14 protein-coding genes are annotated in these 14,082 nt (G+C 72.3%); 6 read left to right on the forward strand and 8 right to left on the reverse strand.

Annotated elements, in window-relative coordinates; genetic code table 11:
- Positions 1-156 precede the first annotated feature (156 nt).
- Both FNH05_RS16865 and FNH05_RS16870 read left to right on the forward strand, forming a co-directional pair.
- Positions 157-540, forward strand: coding sequence for a winged helix-turn-helix transcriptional regulator (locus FNH05_RS16865; RefSeq protein ID WP_144589304.1), 384 nt, complete (start codon positions 157-159; stop codon positions 538-540).
- A 102-nt stretch (positions 541-642) separates the two neighbouring features.
- Complete coding sequence (locus FNH05_RS16870; RefSeq protein WP_144589306.1) at positions 643-2,595, forward strand: N-acetylmuramoyl-L-alanine amidase; 1,953 nt, start codon at positions 643-645, stop codon at positions 2,593-2,595.
- On the opposite strand, the gene tsaD is transcribed toward FNH05_RS16870, so the two are convergent.
- The 3 genes from tsaD to tsaB are packed head-to-tail and all read right to left on the reverse strand — an operon-like array spanning position 2,592 to position 4,761.
- The gene (gene tsaD, locus FNH05_RS16875) at positions 2,592-3,638 is read right to left on the reverse strand and encodes a tRNA (adenosine(37)-N6)-threonylcarbamoyltransferase complex transferase subunit TsaD (RefSeq protein WP_144589307.1); all 1,047 of its coding nucleotides are present in this window, start codon (positions 3,636-3,638) and stop codon (positions 2,592-2,594) included. The two genes, FNH05_RS16870 and tsaD, sit on opposite strands and share 4 nt — an antisense overlap.
- Positions 3,638-4,108 (reverse strand): ribosomal protein S18-alanine N-acetyltransferase, encoded by a 471-nt coding sequence (gene rimI / locus FNH05_RS16880; RefSeq protein WP_144589309.1) that lies wholly within the window; start codon positions 4,106-4,108, stop codon positions 3,638-3,640. Before rimI ends, tsaD begins: the two co-directional genes overlap by 1 nt.
- Positions 4,105-4,761 carry a tRNA (adenosine(37)-N6)-threonylcarbamoyltransferase complex dimerization subunit type 1 TsaB gene (tsaB, locus tag FNH05_RS16885; RefSeq protein WP_144589311.1) on the reverse strand — a complete coding sequence of 219 codons (657 nt, stop codon included), beginning with the start codon at positions 4,759-4,761 and terminating at the stop codon, positions 4,105-4,107. The genes rimI and tsaB overlap by 4 nt, the downstream gene beginning before the upstream one ends.
- 99 nt (positions 4,762-4,860) lie before the next feature.
- On the opposite strand from tsaB, the gene FNH05_RS16890 reads away from it, so the two are divergent.
- Both FNH05_RS16890 and FNH05_RS16895 read left to right on the forward strand, forming a co-directional pair.
- Positions 4,861-6,312, forward strand: coding sequence for an acyl-CoA synthetase (locus FNH05_RS16890; RefSeq protein WP_144589313.1), 1,452 nt, complete (start codon positions 4,861-4,863; stop codon positions 6,310-6,312).
- Complete coding sequence (locus FNH05_RS16895; RefSeq protein WP_144589315.1) at positions 6,305-7,642, forward strand: carboxyl transferase domain-containing protein; 1,338 nt, start codon at positions 6,305-6,307, stop codon at positions 7,640-7,642. The genes FNH05_RS16890 and FNH05_RS16895 overlap by 8 nt, the downstream gene beginning before the upstream one ends.
- Positions 7,643-7,657: 15 nt before the next feature.
- On the opposite strand, the gene tsaE is transcribed toward FNH05_RS16895, so the two are convergent.
- The 4 genes from tsaE to xylB all read right to left on the reverse strand — a co-directional run bounded on the left by tsaE (position 7,658) and on the right by xylB (position 12,034).
- Complete coding sequence (gene tsaE, locus FNH05_RS16900) at positions 7,658-8,143, reverse strand: tRNA (adenosine(37)-N6)-threonylcarbamoyltransferase complex ATPase subunit type 1 TsaE (protein WP_144589317.1); 486 nt, start codon at positions 8,141-8,143, stop codon at positions 7,658-7,660.
- Positions 8,128-9,225 (reverse strand): alpha/beta fold hydrolase, encoded by a 1,098-nt coding sequence (locus tag FNH05_RS16905; protein WP_246127783.1) that lies wholly within the window; start codon positions 9,223-9,225, stop codon positions 8,128-8,130. Before FNH05_RS16905 ends, tsaE begins: the two co-directional genes overlap by 16 nt.
- Positions 9,222-10,355, reverse strand: a complete 1,134-nt coding sequence (gene alr / locus FNH05_RS16910; protein WP_144589321.1) for an alanine racemase — start codon at positions 10,353-10,355, stop codon at positions 9,222-9,224. The genes FNH05_RS16905 and alr overlap by 4 nt, the downstream gene beginning before the upstream one ends.
- 227 nt (positions 10,356-10,582) lie before the next feature.
- Positions 10,583-12,034 carry a xylulokinase gene (gene xylB / locus FNH05_RS16915; RefSeq protein ID WP_144589323.1) on the reverse strand — a complete coding sequence of 484 codons (1,452 nt, stop codon included), beginning with the start codon at positions 12,032-12,034 and terminating at the stop codon, positions 10,583-10,585.
- A 168-nt stretch (positions 12,035-12,202) separates the two neighbouring features.
- Between xylB and FNH05_RS16920 the strand changes: the two genes are divergently transcribed.
- On the forward strand, positions 12,203-12,667 hold the full coding sequence (locus tag FNH05_RS16920) for a hypothetical protein (RefSeq protein WP_144589325.1): 465 nt from the start codon (positions 12,203-12,205) through the stop codon (positions 12,665-12,667).
- Entirely contained in the window at positions 12,664-12,963 is a 300-nt protein-coding gene (locus tag FNH05_RS16925; protein ID WP_144589327.1) for a winged helix-turn-helix domain-containing protein, read from the forward strand. Before FNH05_RS16920 ends, FNH05_RS16925 begins: the two co-directional genes overlap by 4 nt.
- 41 nt (positions 12,964-13,004) lie before the next feature.
- Here the strand turns inward: FNH05_RS16925 and FNH05_RS16930 are convergent.
- Positions 13,005-14,082: NAD(P)H-hydrate dehydratase (locus FNH05_RS16930; RefSeq protein WP_144589329.1), on the reverse strand; the 1,078-nt coding region annotated here is incomplete at its 5' end.

Below are 14,082 nucleotides of genomic sequence, written 5' to 3' on the forward strand. Positions count from 1 at the left end.
CACTTCCCCCGGCCCCGGCTCCGGGCGCGCGGTCTCGACCAGTTCCAGGACCTCCGGGCCACCGAAGGCCCGCACATCGATCGCTCGCATGCGAAAGATCCTGCAGCCGCGGCTTTCCGTTGTGAAGAAGGCACCTTTTTGATATCCAGGTACCTCATGGATACCGTGCAGGCCTACCTCACCCGCTGCCCGGCGCGCACCGTGCTCGACGCGCTCGCGAACAAGTGGACTCTGCTGGTGCTGAGTTCCCTCACCAAGGCGGAGGGCCCGGTGCGGTTCAACGAGTTGCGCCGCGCACTCGAGGGCATCACGCAGAAGGTGCTCACCCAGACCCTGCGCTCACTGGAACGCGATGGTCTGGTCCGGCGCACCGTCTATCCGACCGTGCCGCCCCGCGTGGAGTACACGGTCACCGAACTCGGCAGTCAGGTCGGCGGGCTGTTCTGCGTGCTCGGCGAATGGTCCGAACAACACGTGCACGAGATCCTCGCCGCACGCGAGGCCTTCGACACGCGGCCCGAGCCGCAGCCGATCGGCTGAAAGGTCCATTCCGGGCAACCCCGCGAGGACACCGAAAGGACGTATCCAAGCTCGCCGACGGTGTGTAGCTTTCTGGCATTGCTCCGCAAGCGAGGAGAGTTCATGGATCCGTTCACTCGCCGCACCGCGCTGCGCGTGGCCGCCGCCGGAACGGCCGGGCTGGCCACCGCCACCACCGCCGCCACCGGCAGCGCGCAGGCATCCGTCGCCGGAGGGCAGCGCCAGCGGGCCTTCGCCGAGGCCGCCGCGGAATTCGGTGTCCCCGAACCGGTTTTGCTCGGGGTGTCCTATTTGAAGTCGCGCTGGGACCACCACGGCGGCGCACCGAGCACCGCCGCCGGTTTCGGGCCGATGCACCTCACCGACCTGCGCACCGCGGCCGCCGGCGGCAGCCACCACGACAAGGGCAGCGAGGATCCGAGGGCGGACGACGCCCGCCCCGCACTGCACCCGGCCTCGCCCGCCGTGACCGGACCGGATCCGGCGCTGCAGACCGTGGACCTGGCGGCGGAACTGACCGGCGTCGCACCCGCCACCGTGCGCACCGATCCGGTGCAGAACATCCGCGGCGGGGCCGCCGTTCTCGCGCGATACCAGCGGGAACTGGGGAACACCGGGAGCGATCCCGCCGACTGGTACGGCGCGGTGGCCCGCTACAGCGGCGCCGCCGACTCGACCGCGGCCGCCTTCTTCGCCGACGAGGTGTACGGCGTGATCGGCGCGGGCGCGGAACGGGTCACCGACGACGGCCAGACCGTCCGGTTGGACGCCCTCCCCGGCATCACCCCGGCGCGGATCCAGTTGCGCGGGCTCGGGCTGCCCGCCGCCGACCGAGGCGCGGTGGAAGCGCCGCCCGGCGTGTCGTGCGAATGGATTCCGGCGCCCTACCAGGACCTCGGCAACGGCGACTACGGCAACCACGACAAGGCCGAGCGCCCGTGGAGCCAGCGGATCACGCACATCGTCATCCACGACACCGAGTGCACCTACGACGTCGCGCTGGGCCTCGTGCAGGACCCGAAATACCTGGCCTGGCACTACACGATCCGCTCGAGCGACGGGCACATCGCCCAGCACGTGCTGACCAAGGACGTCGGCTGGCACGCCGGGAACTGGTATCTGAACGCGAAGTCGATCGGGATCGAGCACGAGGGTTTCGGCGCCCAGGGCACCTGGTACACCGAGGCGATGTACCGCACCTCGGCGAAACTGGTGCGGTATCTCGCGGACAGGTACGAAATTCCGCTCGACCGGCAGCACATCCTCGGCCACGACACGGTGCCCGGCCCGACCCCCGGCACCGTCAAGGGCATGCACTGGGATCCCGGCCCGTACTGGGACTGGGCGCACTACTTCGAACTGCTGGGCGCGCCGCTGTGCCCCTGGCCGCCCCGGCAGAACACGGGACTGGTGCAGATCAGGCCGGACTTCTCCCGCAACCGCCCCGGCTACACCGGCTGCGACAACACCGCGCCGGGGGCGGTCTGCCCATCGCTGGGCTCCTCCGCGGTCATCCTGCACAGCGAGCCGAGTGAAGACGCCCCGCTGCTGCTCGACCCCGGCCTGCACCCCGACGGCTCACCGTCCACCATGGACGTCGCGGACGTCGGCAGCAGGGTGTCCACCGGCCAGCACTACGCGGTCGCCGAGATCCGCGGCGACTGGACGGCGATCTGGTTCCTCGGCCAGAAGGGCTGGTTCCACAACCCGCCAGGGGCCCGCGCGGCCCACCCGGCGCTCGGCATGGTGGTCACCCCCCGGCCAGGGCTGGACTCGATCCCGGTGTACGGCCGCGCCTATCCCGAGGCCGAGGCCTACCCGCCCGGAATCACGCCGCAATCGGTGGTGCCGCTGCAGTACACGATGCCTGCGGGACAGCGGTACGCCGCGGGCCCGGTGCTGGACTCGGAGTACTTCTGGGCCACCACCTTCGACCCGGCGAGCCACGTGGTGGTGCGCGGGAAGACCCGGTACGTCCAAGTCCAGTTCGGACATCGCGTCGCCTATGTCAAGCGCGACGACGTGGTGCTCTCCCCCGCCCGCCCCGTGGGCTAGAGCGAGACGACGTCGACGGGCAGGGCCGGGTTCGCCGAAATGTCCAAACCGGACTCGGCCACCCCGGCCGCGACCACGTGCGCGCCGAGAGCGGCGATCATCGCGCCGTTGTCGGTGCACAGTCGCGGCCGGGGTACCCGCAGCTCGATCCCGGCCGCTTCGCACCGTTCGCGTGCCAGCGCCGACAGCCGTGAGTTCGCCGCGACCCCACCGGAAATCACCAGGGTGCCGATGCCGGATTCGGTGGCCGCCCGCACCGCCTTCGCGGTGAGGACGTCGGCGACGGCCTCCTGGAAGGATGCGGCGACGTCGTTCACCGGCACCTCCTCGCCACGGCGTTCCGCGTTCTCCACCCAGCGGGCGACCGCGGTCTTCAAGCCGGAGAAGGAGAAGTCGAACTTCGCGTCACGCGGGCCGGTCATGCCGCGGGGGAAGGCGATCACCTTCGGGTCGCCCTGCGCGGCCGCCCTGTCGATCGGCGGGCCGCCCGGGTAGGGCAGGCCGAGCACGCGCGCGACCTTGTCGTACGCCTCGCCCGCGGCGTCGTCCACAGTGGACCCGATTTCGGTGATCGCGGTGGCGATGTCGTCCACGCGCAGTAGTTGCGTGTGGCCGCCGGACACCAGGAGCGCGAGGCAGGGCGAGGGCAGTGGACCGTGCTGCAGCGTGTCGACGGCGATATGGCCCGCCAGGTGGTTCACGCCGTACAGCGGCACTTCGAGCGCGGCAGCGTAGGCCTTGGCCGCGGACACCCCGACCAGCAGCGCACCGGCAAGGCCCGGCCCGGCGGTGACCGCGATGGCGTCCACATCGGACAGCTTCAGCCCGGCGGACTCGAAGGCCCGGTCGGCCGTCGGTACCAGTGCCTCCAGGTGCGCGCGGCTGGCCACCTCGGGCACCACACCGCCGAAGCGGGCGTGCTGCTCGACGCTGGACGCCACCTCGTCGGCGAGCAACTCGACCCGGCCGTCGTCGTGCAGGCGGACCAGCCCGATGCCGGTCTCGTCGCAGGAGCTTTCGATGCCGAGGACGACCCGGGACATCAGCCCACCTCCTGAGCGCTGCGGGCGGGACGCATCATGGTGTACGCGTCGGCACCCGACGGTTGGTAGTAACGCTTGCGCAGACCGATCCGGCCGAACCCGTGCCGCGCGTACAGTTCGAGCGCACGGTCGTTGTCCGTCCTGACCTCCAGGAATACCGGCGCGTTCAGCTCGTCGGCCTTCTCCAGTAGCGCGCGCAGCAGCGCGGTGCCCACGCCCCGCCCCTGGTGTTCCCGCTCGACGCCGATGGTGTGCACGCTGGATTCGAACTCGCCCGGCCGCCCGACCGTGGCCAGCCCCGCGTAGCCGATCAGCTCGCCCTCCTCGCCGTACGCGCCGAGGTAGTAGTTGCCCGCGTCCAGCTCGGAGTGGAAGGCACGGGCGCTCCACGGGTCGTCCCCGGCGAAGAGCTGCTTTTCGATCTCCACACAGCGTGCGATGTCCTTGCGGCGGAGCGGGGCGAGCCTCACGGCGCCGTCACCCGCTTCCGGGCGGACGGCTCGACCGCGTCCGGGCGGCGCAGGTACAGCGGGGTCAGTGGGGCCGGGGCCTCACCGGCGAGCAGCGCCTCACGCGCGGCGGTCACGAGACCGGCGGTGGCCGGATAGTACGGCTCGACCACTCGCACGCCCAGCCGCTCGGCGTACTGTCGCGCGCCGTCGCCCGCCGCGACCGGGCGGCCGAGCGGCTCGGGCGCCTGCACATGGGGGCCGTCGACCCGCGCGCCGTGCTCGTCGTAGGCGGCCCAGTACACCTCGCGGCGGCGGGCGTCGGTCACCACCAGGAACGGCTCGCCGGGGGTGGCCTGCGCGGCGATCGCGTCGAGGCCGCACACCGGGTACACGTTGATGCCGAGCCCGTGGCCGAGGGCCGCCGCGGTGGCCATCCCGGCCCGCAGGCCGGTGAACGGCCCGGGGCCAACCCCGCAGACGATGGCGTCGACTTCGCGCAGGGCGACCTCGGCCTCCCGCGCGGCCGCCAGCAGGTGCGGGGTGATCAGTTCGCCGTGGGCGCGCGGGTTCACGGTGACGCGCTCGGCGAGCACTGTGACGTCTGCGCCCGCCAGGGTTGCCACCCCCGCGGTGACCGCGGGCGTCGAGGTGTCAAGGGCGAGTACCAGCACGATGTACCAGCCTACCGGTCGCGCCGATCCCGATGCCGCAGGTCACCGCCTTCTCGCGGGGCTCCCGGGGCGGGCTCGCTTCGGGTAGGTTCGGCTGTCGTGGCGAAACGGTTGTTCCCGGCCCTGACAGCACCATCGGGCGAAGCGCCGGACAAGGAAGCCCTCCGCTTCGGCGCTCTGTCCCTCGACTACCCGCAACTGGCCGCCGTGGCCGGTGACCTGGCGCGGAGGCTGCGGGACGCGCAGCCGGTGCGGGTCGCCGTATGGGCCACCCCGACGCTGCACACGAGCGTGGCGGTCGTCGCCGCCCTGCTCGCCGGGGTGCCCGCCGTGCCCGTCAACCCGAAGATCGGGGAACGGGAACTCGCCCACATCGTGAGCGACAGCACACCTTCGGCCGTGCTCACCGAACCCGGTGTCACCCTCCCCGCCGCGCTCGCCGCGCTGCCGCGCGTCGACGTCCCGCTCACCGGGAAGCCGGGCGAGCTGCCGGACGAACCCGACGACGAGGCGCCCGCCCTGATCGTCTACACCTCCGGCACCACCGGACCGCCCAAGGGCGTGGTGCTGCCGCGGCGCGCCATCGCCGGCACGCTCGACGCGCTGGAAGACGCCTGGCAGTGGACCGCCGAGGACGTGCTCGTCCATGCGCTGCCGCTGTTCCACGTGCACGGCCTGATCCTCGGCATCCTCGGCCCGCTGCGCCGCGGCGGCACCGTCCGGCACCTCGGGCGCTTCTCGGTCGAAGCCGCCGCGAAGGAACTGTCCGCCGGGGCCACCATGATGTTCGGCGTGCCGACGATGTACCACCGGATCGCCGGCGAAGTCGCCACGGACCCGGAGTTGGCGGCGGCCTTCGGCCGGGCCCGGCTGCTGGTCTCCGGTTCGGCGGCCCTGCCGGTGCACGACCACCGGCGGATCACCGCGGCGACCGGTCAGCAGGTCGTCGAGCGCTACGGCATGACCGAAACGCTGATGAACACGAGCGTGCGGGCCGACGGCGAGCGCAAACCCGGCACGGTCGGCGTGCCGCTGCGGGGCGTCGAAGTGCGGCTGACCGACGAGTCGGGCGCAGTAGTCACGGTGAGCGACGGCGAAACCGTCGGCGAGATCCAGGTGCGGGGGCCGAACCTGTTCACCGAGTACCTCAACCGGCCCGACGCGACCGCCTCGGCCTTCGCCGAAGGGTGGTTCCGGACCGGCGACATGGCCACCCGGGACGCCGACGGCTACCTGCGGATCGTGGGTCGCAAGGCCACCGACCTGATCAAGAGCGGCGGGTACAAGATCGGAGCCGGGGAGATCGAGAACGCCCTTCTCGAACACCCGGGCGTGGCCGAGGCCGCGGTCACCGGCGAACCGGACGCGGACCTCGGCGAGCGCATCGTCGCTTGGATCGTGCCGTCCGGGGAACCCCCCGCCGAGGAGGAGCTGGCCGATCACGTGGCGCGGCTGCTCGCCCCGCACAAGCGGCCGCGGGTGGTGCGTTACCTCGACGCGCTTCCCCGCAACGACATGGGCAAGGTAATGAAACGGGCATTGCATGGCTGACCGGCGGTCCGCCCGCGAGTTCGTCGCGGAGCTGGCGGCGGGGTTCACCGAACTCCCCGCCCCACCGGCCGGTTCGTCCGTTGTGGACGGTCCGATCGGCTGGCCCGGTTACGACGAGGCGCGGGCCCGCGCCGAGGAACGCACCGGCGAACGCGAATCCGTGCTCTGCGGGGTGGGCCGGATCGGCGCCGTCGAAGCGATGCTGATCGTGTTCGAGTTCGGTTTCCTCGGCGGATCACTGGGCCGCCGTACCGGCGACCGGATCGAGGCGGCGTTCACCGAGGCGCGGCGCCGCCGCACCCCGGTGGTGTCGCTGATCGCGACCGGTGGCAGCCGGATGCAGGAGGGCATGGCCGCGCTGACCCAGCTCCACCGCATCGCCGGGCAGGCCGCGCTGACCAGGGCGGCCGGGCTGCCGCAGGTCTCGGTGCTGCGGGACCCGACGACCGGCGGCGGCTGGGCCACGCTCGGGGCGGGGGCCGACGTGACGCTGGCCCTGCCCGGCGCGCAGGTCGGGTTCGCCGGGGCCCGGGTCCGGCCCCCCGGCGACTTCTCCGCCTACACCGCCGAGTCTCAGCTGGCCTCCGGGCTCCTCGACCGGATCGTGGACCCCGCGCACCTGCCGGAGACGCTGGGCCGCTGGCTCACCCTGCTCACCGGGGCGGACGGGCGGCCCGCCGAACCGCCCGCCGCACTGGGCGCCACCGAGCCGCCCGCCACCGGCTGGGACGCCGTGCTGGCCGCGCGGGCACCCGAACGACCACGCGCGGATGCCTATCTCACGCACTACTTCGACTGGTGCGAGGACATCAGTGGTGACCGCTGCGGCGGCGTCGACGACGGTGTTCGCTGCGGGTTCGGCTCGCGCGGCGGGGTGACCATCGCGTACGCGGCACAACGCGGCAGCGCGACCCGCCCCGCGGGATTCCGCACCGCCGCCCGGCTGGTCCGGCTCGCGGACCGGCTCGGCATCCCGGTCCTGACCCTGGTGGACACCCCCGGCGCGGCCAACGACGCGGCCGCCGAGCGCGAAGGCGCGGGCAGCGCCATTGCCGAGGTCTTCGCCGCGATCGCGGGCGCCTCGGTGCCGGTGACCAGCCTGGTCATCGGCGAGGGCGGCTCCGGCGGTGCGCTCGCGTTCGCCGCGCCCGGCCGCATCTGGGCCACTCCGGACAGCTTCTTCTCGGTCACTTCGCCGGAGGCGGCGGCCGCGATCCTGAAGCGCGGCCCGGAGGAGGTGCCCGCCACCGCGAACCGGCTCCACCTGCGACCGCAGGACCTCGTCGAGCTGGGCATCGCCGAAGGCATCGTCACGCGCACTTCCGGCTGAACTTGGATCCGGTCCTCAGGTGAGCGCGTGGTCCTTCAGGCGGCCCTGCCAGGCGCCGTGGGGTTCCAGGGTGGCCTCGCGCACGTCGTCGGGGCGACGGTCGAGACGGACGACGAGGTGGTCCTCGGACAACCGTTCCGCCGAACCCTCGCCCCACTCGACCACGACCGCCGACGCCTCGAGATCGGTGTCCAGGTCGAGGTCGTCGAGCTGGTCGAGGTCACCCCCGAGCCGGTAGGCGTCCACATGCACCAGTGGCACGCCACGCTCGCCGGCGGGATGCACCCTGGCCAGCACGAAGGTCGGCGAGCTGACCCGCCCCGAGACGCCGAGCCCGGCCGCGATCCCCCTGGTCAGCACCGTCTTCCCGGCGCCGAGCGGGCCGGAGAGCAGCACCAGGTCACCGGCGCGCAGCAGTCTGCCGAGCGCCTCGCCGAACCGCACCGTGTCCTCCGCCGTGGCCAGCAGGACCGGCCCGTCCGCGCCTACCGCTTGCGCCATCGCCGGATCCGTTGTGAAGCACTCATGCCCTCTACTCCAGCACATCGCCGCAGCAACTCGTTCAGCCGGGCGTTGACCAGGCCCGGCTGTTCCAGCTGCACCATATGCCCGGCCCCCGGGATGCGCGCGAGTTCCGCGTCCGGCAGTTCGGCGGCGATGCGCTCGGCGTGGGAAATCGGGGTGAGGCGATCCTTCTCGGCCCCGACGACCAGCACGTGCACGTGCCGCAGCCCGGCCAGCGCCTCGTAGCGGTGATGGCGGTCGAGCGTGTCGGCGAACTCGACCAGTACGCGCACCGGGGTCACCGCCAGCATCTCGATCATGAAGTCGACCACCTTGCGCGGCACGTCCCCCGAACCGAACGACAACCGCCGCAGCGCCGGGCGGGTCAACTGCCCTCCCGCCGCGCGCACGAACTCGACCAGCCCCGGCTGCCAGCCCGCGAGGCCCCCGACACCGCGGGTCAGCGGGTTGTACTTCGACAGCAACGAACGCGACACGCCCTCCCGGCCGACCTCACCGGCGGCGGTCGCGATCAGCGCCACCCCGCGCACCCGGTCGCGGAACAGGGCGGGGTTCCGCTGGGCCAGTTCCATGATCACCATGCCGCCCATGGAGTGCCCCATCAGCACGACGGGTCCGGTGGGCGCGACGGTGCGCAACACGGCGTCGAGATCGTCCGCGAGCTGTTCGATCGTGCTGGTGCCTGCCGTGGCCGCCCCGGAGGAACCGTGGCCGCGGTGGTCGTAGTACACCTGCCGGATCCTCGGCCTGCCGTCCCCGGCCAGGCCGTAGCGCTGGAAGTGCCAACTGCGCTGGGACAGCGCGAAGCCGTGCACCCCGACCACGGTGAGGTCCACCCGGTCCCCGTCTGGGTCGATCTCGGACACCACGAGCGGGGTTCCGTCGTCGGCCGCGACGGTCGAGACGCGATGGGGCGCCAGGTCGCCGAGCCGGTCCAGGAGCGAGGGCCGCGACGCCGCGGGCTCCGACGCCTCCTCGGGCGTGGCGGCCCGCCCGGCCCCGCCGAACAACGCCACCACACCGGTCAGCAGGGTGAGGAGGCGGGCAGCGGGCATCACTCCTGCCCCAGGTACCGCCGTGGCACGCGAGGGCGGTACATGCCGGTGACGATCTCGTAGTCGATGGTGCCGATCTCGTCGGCCCATTCGCGTGCGGTCGGCTCACCGCCGGCACCCGGGCCGAAGAGGATCACCTCGGCGCCCACGGCCGGTTCGTCGTCACCGCAGTCCACGACGAGTTGGTCCATGCACACCCGGCCCACCACGGGACGGCGCCGTCCCGCCAGCCACACGCTCATCCGGCCCGACAGGGTGCGGGGTACCCCGTCGGCGTACCCGGCGGGCACCAGTGCGAGCGTGGTGTCGCGGGGCGCCGTCCAGGTTTGACCGTAGGACACCGATTCCCCGGCATCGATCCGCTTGGTGAGCACCACAGTGGACCGGAAGGTCATCGCCGGACGCAGATCTTCCCGCTGGGGCAGGGGATTGAGGCCGTAGATCGCGATGCCCGGGCGGACGAGGTCGAAACGGAGGTCCGGTCTGGACAGTGCGGCGGCCGAGTTCGCGATGTGCCGCAACGGATTCAGCCCGGCCTCACGCGCGATCTCATAGGCGCTGCGGAACCGTTCGGCCTGCCTGTCGATGGACGGGTGACCCGGCTCGTCGGCGCAGGCCAGATGCGACCAGATCGCCACCACCTCGACGTCCGGTTCGGCGGCGGCCGCCTTCACCAGCTCCGGCCAGTCTCGCGGAGTGCAACCGCTGCGCGACAGTCCGGTGTCGATTTTCAGGTGCACCCGGGCCGGAAGCCCCACCCGGCGCGCCGTCGCGGCGATCCGCGCGAGCTGTTCCGGTGTGCTGGCCGAAAGGTCGACGTTCTGCACGATGCCCGGCGCGTAGTCCACTTCGGGCAGGTCCAGCCAGCTGAACACCCGCGCGGTGATACCGGCCGCGCGGAGCGCGAGAGCTTCGGCCAGCGAGCAGGAACCGAGCCAGGTCGCCCCCGCTTCGAGGGCCGCCTTGGCCACCGGGACGGCACCGTGACCGTAGCCGTCCGCCTTGACCACGGCCATGGTGGCGGCACCGGATTCGGCGGCACGGGCCGCGAGCAGGCGCACGTTGTGCCGGACGGCGCCGAGGTCGACGACGACCTCGGCATGCGGGAACGAATCGGGGAGATCGGGGCTCATCGAATGCCATTTTCCCATATCAGACGACTGCTGGAGGTACTCCCCCCGTGCCCTTCCCCACAGCCGTGGTTTTGCCGGTCGGTTCGAGCCCGCACTGGTGAGGCTGTCCTCACCAGTGCAGGAAAGGCCGTTTCAGCCCGCTCGGGCGCCGACGGCGCCGGCGGACACACCCGGCCTTCTGTCCGGATTGGACAGTTGATCGCCTGCCTGGTCGCCGGTGGCCGCGTTCATCGGGCCTCTCCCCGCCTCGGGGCGACCTGGTGCACGAGTTCCCGCAGGACGAGGTGCCGCTCGCGGAGCTCCTCGCCGACCGAGACGTCCCCTTCGGCCAGTTCCCGCTGCCCGGGACCGCTCCACACCGGCGGTTCTCCCGCGCCCGACAGCGCCCAAGCCGCCTGGCGGGCCGCACCGAGCGCGACGAATTCGGCGGGCTCGGGCACCACCACCGGAACACCGAACACGGTCGGTGCGACCGACCGGACGGCGGCGGACTGCGCCGCGCCACCGATCAACAACACCCGCCGCACCGTGATCCCTTCCGCCCGCACCGCGTCCAGTCCGGCGGCGAGGCCGCAGAGCATGCCCTCCACCGCGGCGCGGGCGACGTTCGCCGGGGTCATGTTGGCGCGGCGCAGGCCGTGCAGGGAACCGGCCGCGTCCGGCAGGTTCGGCGTGCGCTCGCCGTCGAGATAGGGCAGCAGGGTCAGCCCGTCCGCGCCGGGGTTCGCGGCCAGTGCGAGCCGGTCGAGCCCGGCGAGGTCGGTGTCCAGCATCGCCGCCGTCGCGGTCAGCACGCGGGCGGCGTTGAGGGTGCACGCCAACGGCAGAAAACGGCCGGTGGCGTCGGCGAAGCCCGCGATGACTCCGCTCGGGTCGGCGGAGGCCGTCTCGCACACCCCGAACACGGTGCCGCTCGTGCCGAGCGAGACCACCACGTCCCCCTCGCCCAGCCCCAGCGCGAGGGCGGCGGCCATGTTGTCGCCGGTTCCAGCGGAGACCAGCATCCCGTCCGGGGTGTGGCCCGCGGGTTCCGCCGGGCCGAGAACCTCGGGCAGCTCCGGTTCGCGCCCGCCGAAGGCGTGCTTGAGCAGGTCGCCGCGATAGGTGCCCTGTGCCGGCGAGAAATACCCGGTACCGGACGCGTCACCGCGGTCGGTGACCGGCAGGCCGCCACCGAGCAGGCGCCAGGTGAGCCAGTCATGGGGCAGCAGCACGCGCCTCACGCGGTCGGCCAGCTCCGGTTCGTGCTCGGCCATCCAGCGCAGCTTCGTCACGGTGAAACTCGCCACCGGCACCGAACCGACCGCGTCGGCCCACGCCTTCGGGCCACCGAGTTCCCCGACCAGGTCCTCCGCGGCCTGCGCCGACCGGGTGTCGTTCCACAGCAGCGCCGGGCGCACGACCTCACCGGCTTCGTCGAGCGTGACCATGCCGTGCTGCTGACCGCCGACCCCGATGGCCGACACGCCTTCGAGCAGGCCCGAAGTGGCCGCGGTGAACGCCTCCCACCACCGGTGGGGCTCCACTTCCGTGGTGTCGGGGTGCGGAGCGCGGCCGGTGCGGACGATCGCCCCGGTGCCGGCATCCACGACGACGACCTTCGTGGACTGAGTCGACGAGTCGATTCCGGCGGCCAGTGGTCGCGCGGAGTCACCGCTGCTTCTTCGGGCGGGCGTCATGAGGATGAGCCTGAATCACTTTCCCGACTCAGTCCAGAGTTCCCGCGCAATTCCGTCAAAGTTTCGATGATCCGGACCTCCGTGCCGGGCCCCTGCCCTGCTTGACCGGGGCGACGCCCCATCGCTTTCCACTTGCGAAAATGGAAAGTGATCGATACGCTTTCCAACATGGAAAGTGATTTCACCCCACAGCAGGCCCTGGCCGAAGCCGAACGTGGCGCCGTTGCCACCTGGATCGACTACCCGCCCACGCCCTGGTGGTACTTTCCCGCAACCGGGGCCTGGGCCGGCGCCCTTGTCCTGGCGGTGACCGGACTGCACGGAGCGTGGTCCGCCCTGGCACTGCTGGCGCTGGTTGCCGTCGAGTTGGTCTTCCTGGGCTGGTACCGCCGACTGCGCGGCGCATGGCCAAAGGTCGCCAATCCACCGGCAGAGTTCAAGCCCGCCATCCGGGCTTACCTGATCGGCGCGGTGGCCCTGACGGTCACCGTCGCACTGCTCGCCGTCTTTGCCGGTGCGATCCCGGCCGCGGCTGTCGCGTTCGTCGGCGTCACGGGAGGACTGCTGTGGTACGAGAAGGCTTACGAACACGCAGCCGCACGGACCCGCCGACGCGTCGAGCGCAAGGCATGAACCTTTCCGACCTCGATCCCGTCATCCACGCCCCCAAGCGCCTGGCGGCGATGTCGGTACTGGCCAACGGTGAGCGCGCCGACTTCGGCTTCCTGCGCAACCACCTCGGCATCAGCGACTCGGACCTGTCCAAGCAGATGACCGCGCTGGAGCACGCGGGCTACGTCAAGGTCAGCAAGACGGGGCGAGGCAGGGGCGGCGCCACCTGGTACCGCATCACCCCGGCCGGGCACCAGGCATACCAGCGCCACATCACCGCCCTCAACGCCATCGTCGCCGGCACCACCCACGCCTGACAAACCCAGGCGCCTGGTGCACCACGGCGCCGGGCCGTGGATCAGAGGCGGCGGAGGTGGCGGAGGGCGTCCGGGATGGCGGCGAGGACACCGGAGGCCGACACGGGCACACCGCGGGCGGCCAGGTCGGCGGCCAGCGAATGCACGCCCGCGGCGGCACCGGCCGCGAGCCACGGGTCCACCCCACCGGCCAGCAGGGCACCGATCAGGCCGGACAGCACGTCCCCCGAACCGGCGGTAGCCAGCCACGACCCCTGCGCGACGTTCACCAGCACCCGGCCGTCCGGGGCCGCGACCAGCGTCGTGTTGCCCTTCAGCAGCACGACCGCGTCGTACTTGCGTGCGGCCTCGCGCACCGCGGCGACGCGGTCGTGCCCCAGCTCGTGGCCGGTCAGCCGCGCGAACTCACCCGCGTGGGGCGTGAGCACCAGCGGCGTACCCGGCTCCCGCGCGTCGAGCACCTCGGGGAAGCGAGCCATCAGCGTGGTGGCGTCGGCATCGGCACAAACCGGCACCCCGGCCTCCAGCACGTGCCGCAGCACGCTGCGGCCCTCCTGCCCGGTGCCGATGCCCGGCCCGACCACCCACGCCTGCACCCGTCCGGCGTCGGTCACCGAACCGGTCGCGATCACCTCGGGCCAGCGGGCCCGCACCACGTCGGCGGCCGGTCCCGCATAGCGGACCATTCCGGAGGTGGCGAGCACGGCGGAACCGGTCGCCAGCACCGCGGCGCCGGGGTAGGTAGCCGAACCGGCGGCCACCCCGGTGACCCCCTGCGTGTACTTGTTGTCGTGCGGGCCCGGTACCGGCCAGGCCGTGACGATGTCCACACCGTCCAGCCGCCGCAGATCCGGCTCCCCGAGTTCGGGCGCGAGACCGATGTCGATCAGCACCACTTCGCCGCAGCTCGCCGGATTGAGCACGTGCACGGGTTTGCGGGCGCCGAACGTGACGGTGCGGGCCGCGGTGATGGCGGGACCGGTCACCGCACCGGTGTCCGGGTCCACCCCGCTGGGCAGATCCACCGCCAGCACCGGCGCGCCGATGTGGCCCACCAGCCCGGCCGCCTCCCCGCGCAGCGCCCCCCTGGCGGACAGCCCGATGATGCCGTCGATCACC

It is taken from the genome of Amycolatopsis rhizosphaerae (assembly GCF_007713715.1).
In the GTDB taxonomy this organism is placed as follows: Bacteria; Actinomycetota; Actinomycetes; order Mycobacteriales; family Pseudonocardiaceae; genus Amycolatopsis_E; species Amycolatopsis_E rhizosphaerae.

What these genes read in the sequence shown, in the direction of transcription:
- FNH05_RS16895 (WP_144589315.1), top strand. Translation starts at nt 6,305, where the DNA reads ATGGCTGACCGGCGGTCCGCCCGCGAGTTCGTCGCGGAGCTGGCGGCG.
- FNH05_RS16865 (WP_144589304.1), top strand. Translation starts at nt 157, where the DNA reads ATGGATACCGTGCAGGCCTACCTCACCCGCTGCCCGGCGCGCACCGTG.
- FNH05_RS16920 (WP_144589325.1), top strand. Translation starts at nt 12,203, where the DNA reads ATGGAAAGTGATTTCACCCCACAGCAGGCCCTGGCCGAAGCCGAACGT.
- tsaE (WP_144589317.1), bottom strand. Translation starts at nt 8,143, where the DNA reads ATGGCGCAAGCGGTAGGCGCGGACGGGCCGGTCCTGCTGGCCACGGCG.
- tsaD (WP_144589307.1), bottom strand. Translation starts at nt 3,638, where the DNA reads ATGTCCCGGGTCGTCCTCGGCATCGAAAGCTCCTGCGACGAGACCGGC.
- xylB (WP_144589323.1), bottom strand. Translation starts at nt 12,034, where the DNA reads ATGACGCCCGCCCGAAGAAGCAGCGGTGACTCCGCGCGACCACTGGCC.
- FNH05_RS16925 (WP_144589327.1), top strand. Translation starts at nt 12,664, where the DNA reads ATGAACCTTTCCGACCTCGATCCCGTCATCCACGCCCCCAAGCGCCTG.
- alr (WP_144589321.1), bottom strand. Translation starts at nt 10,355, where the DNA reads ATGAGCCCCGATCTCCCCGATTCGTTCCCGCATGCCGAGGTCGTCGTC.
- FNH05_RS16870 (WP_144589306.1), top strand. Translation starts at nt 643, where the DNA reads ATGGATCCGTTCACTCGCCGCACCGCGCTGCGCGTGGCCGCCGCCGGA.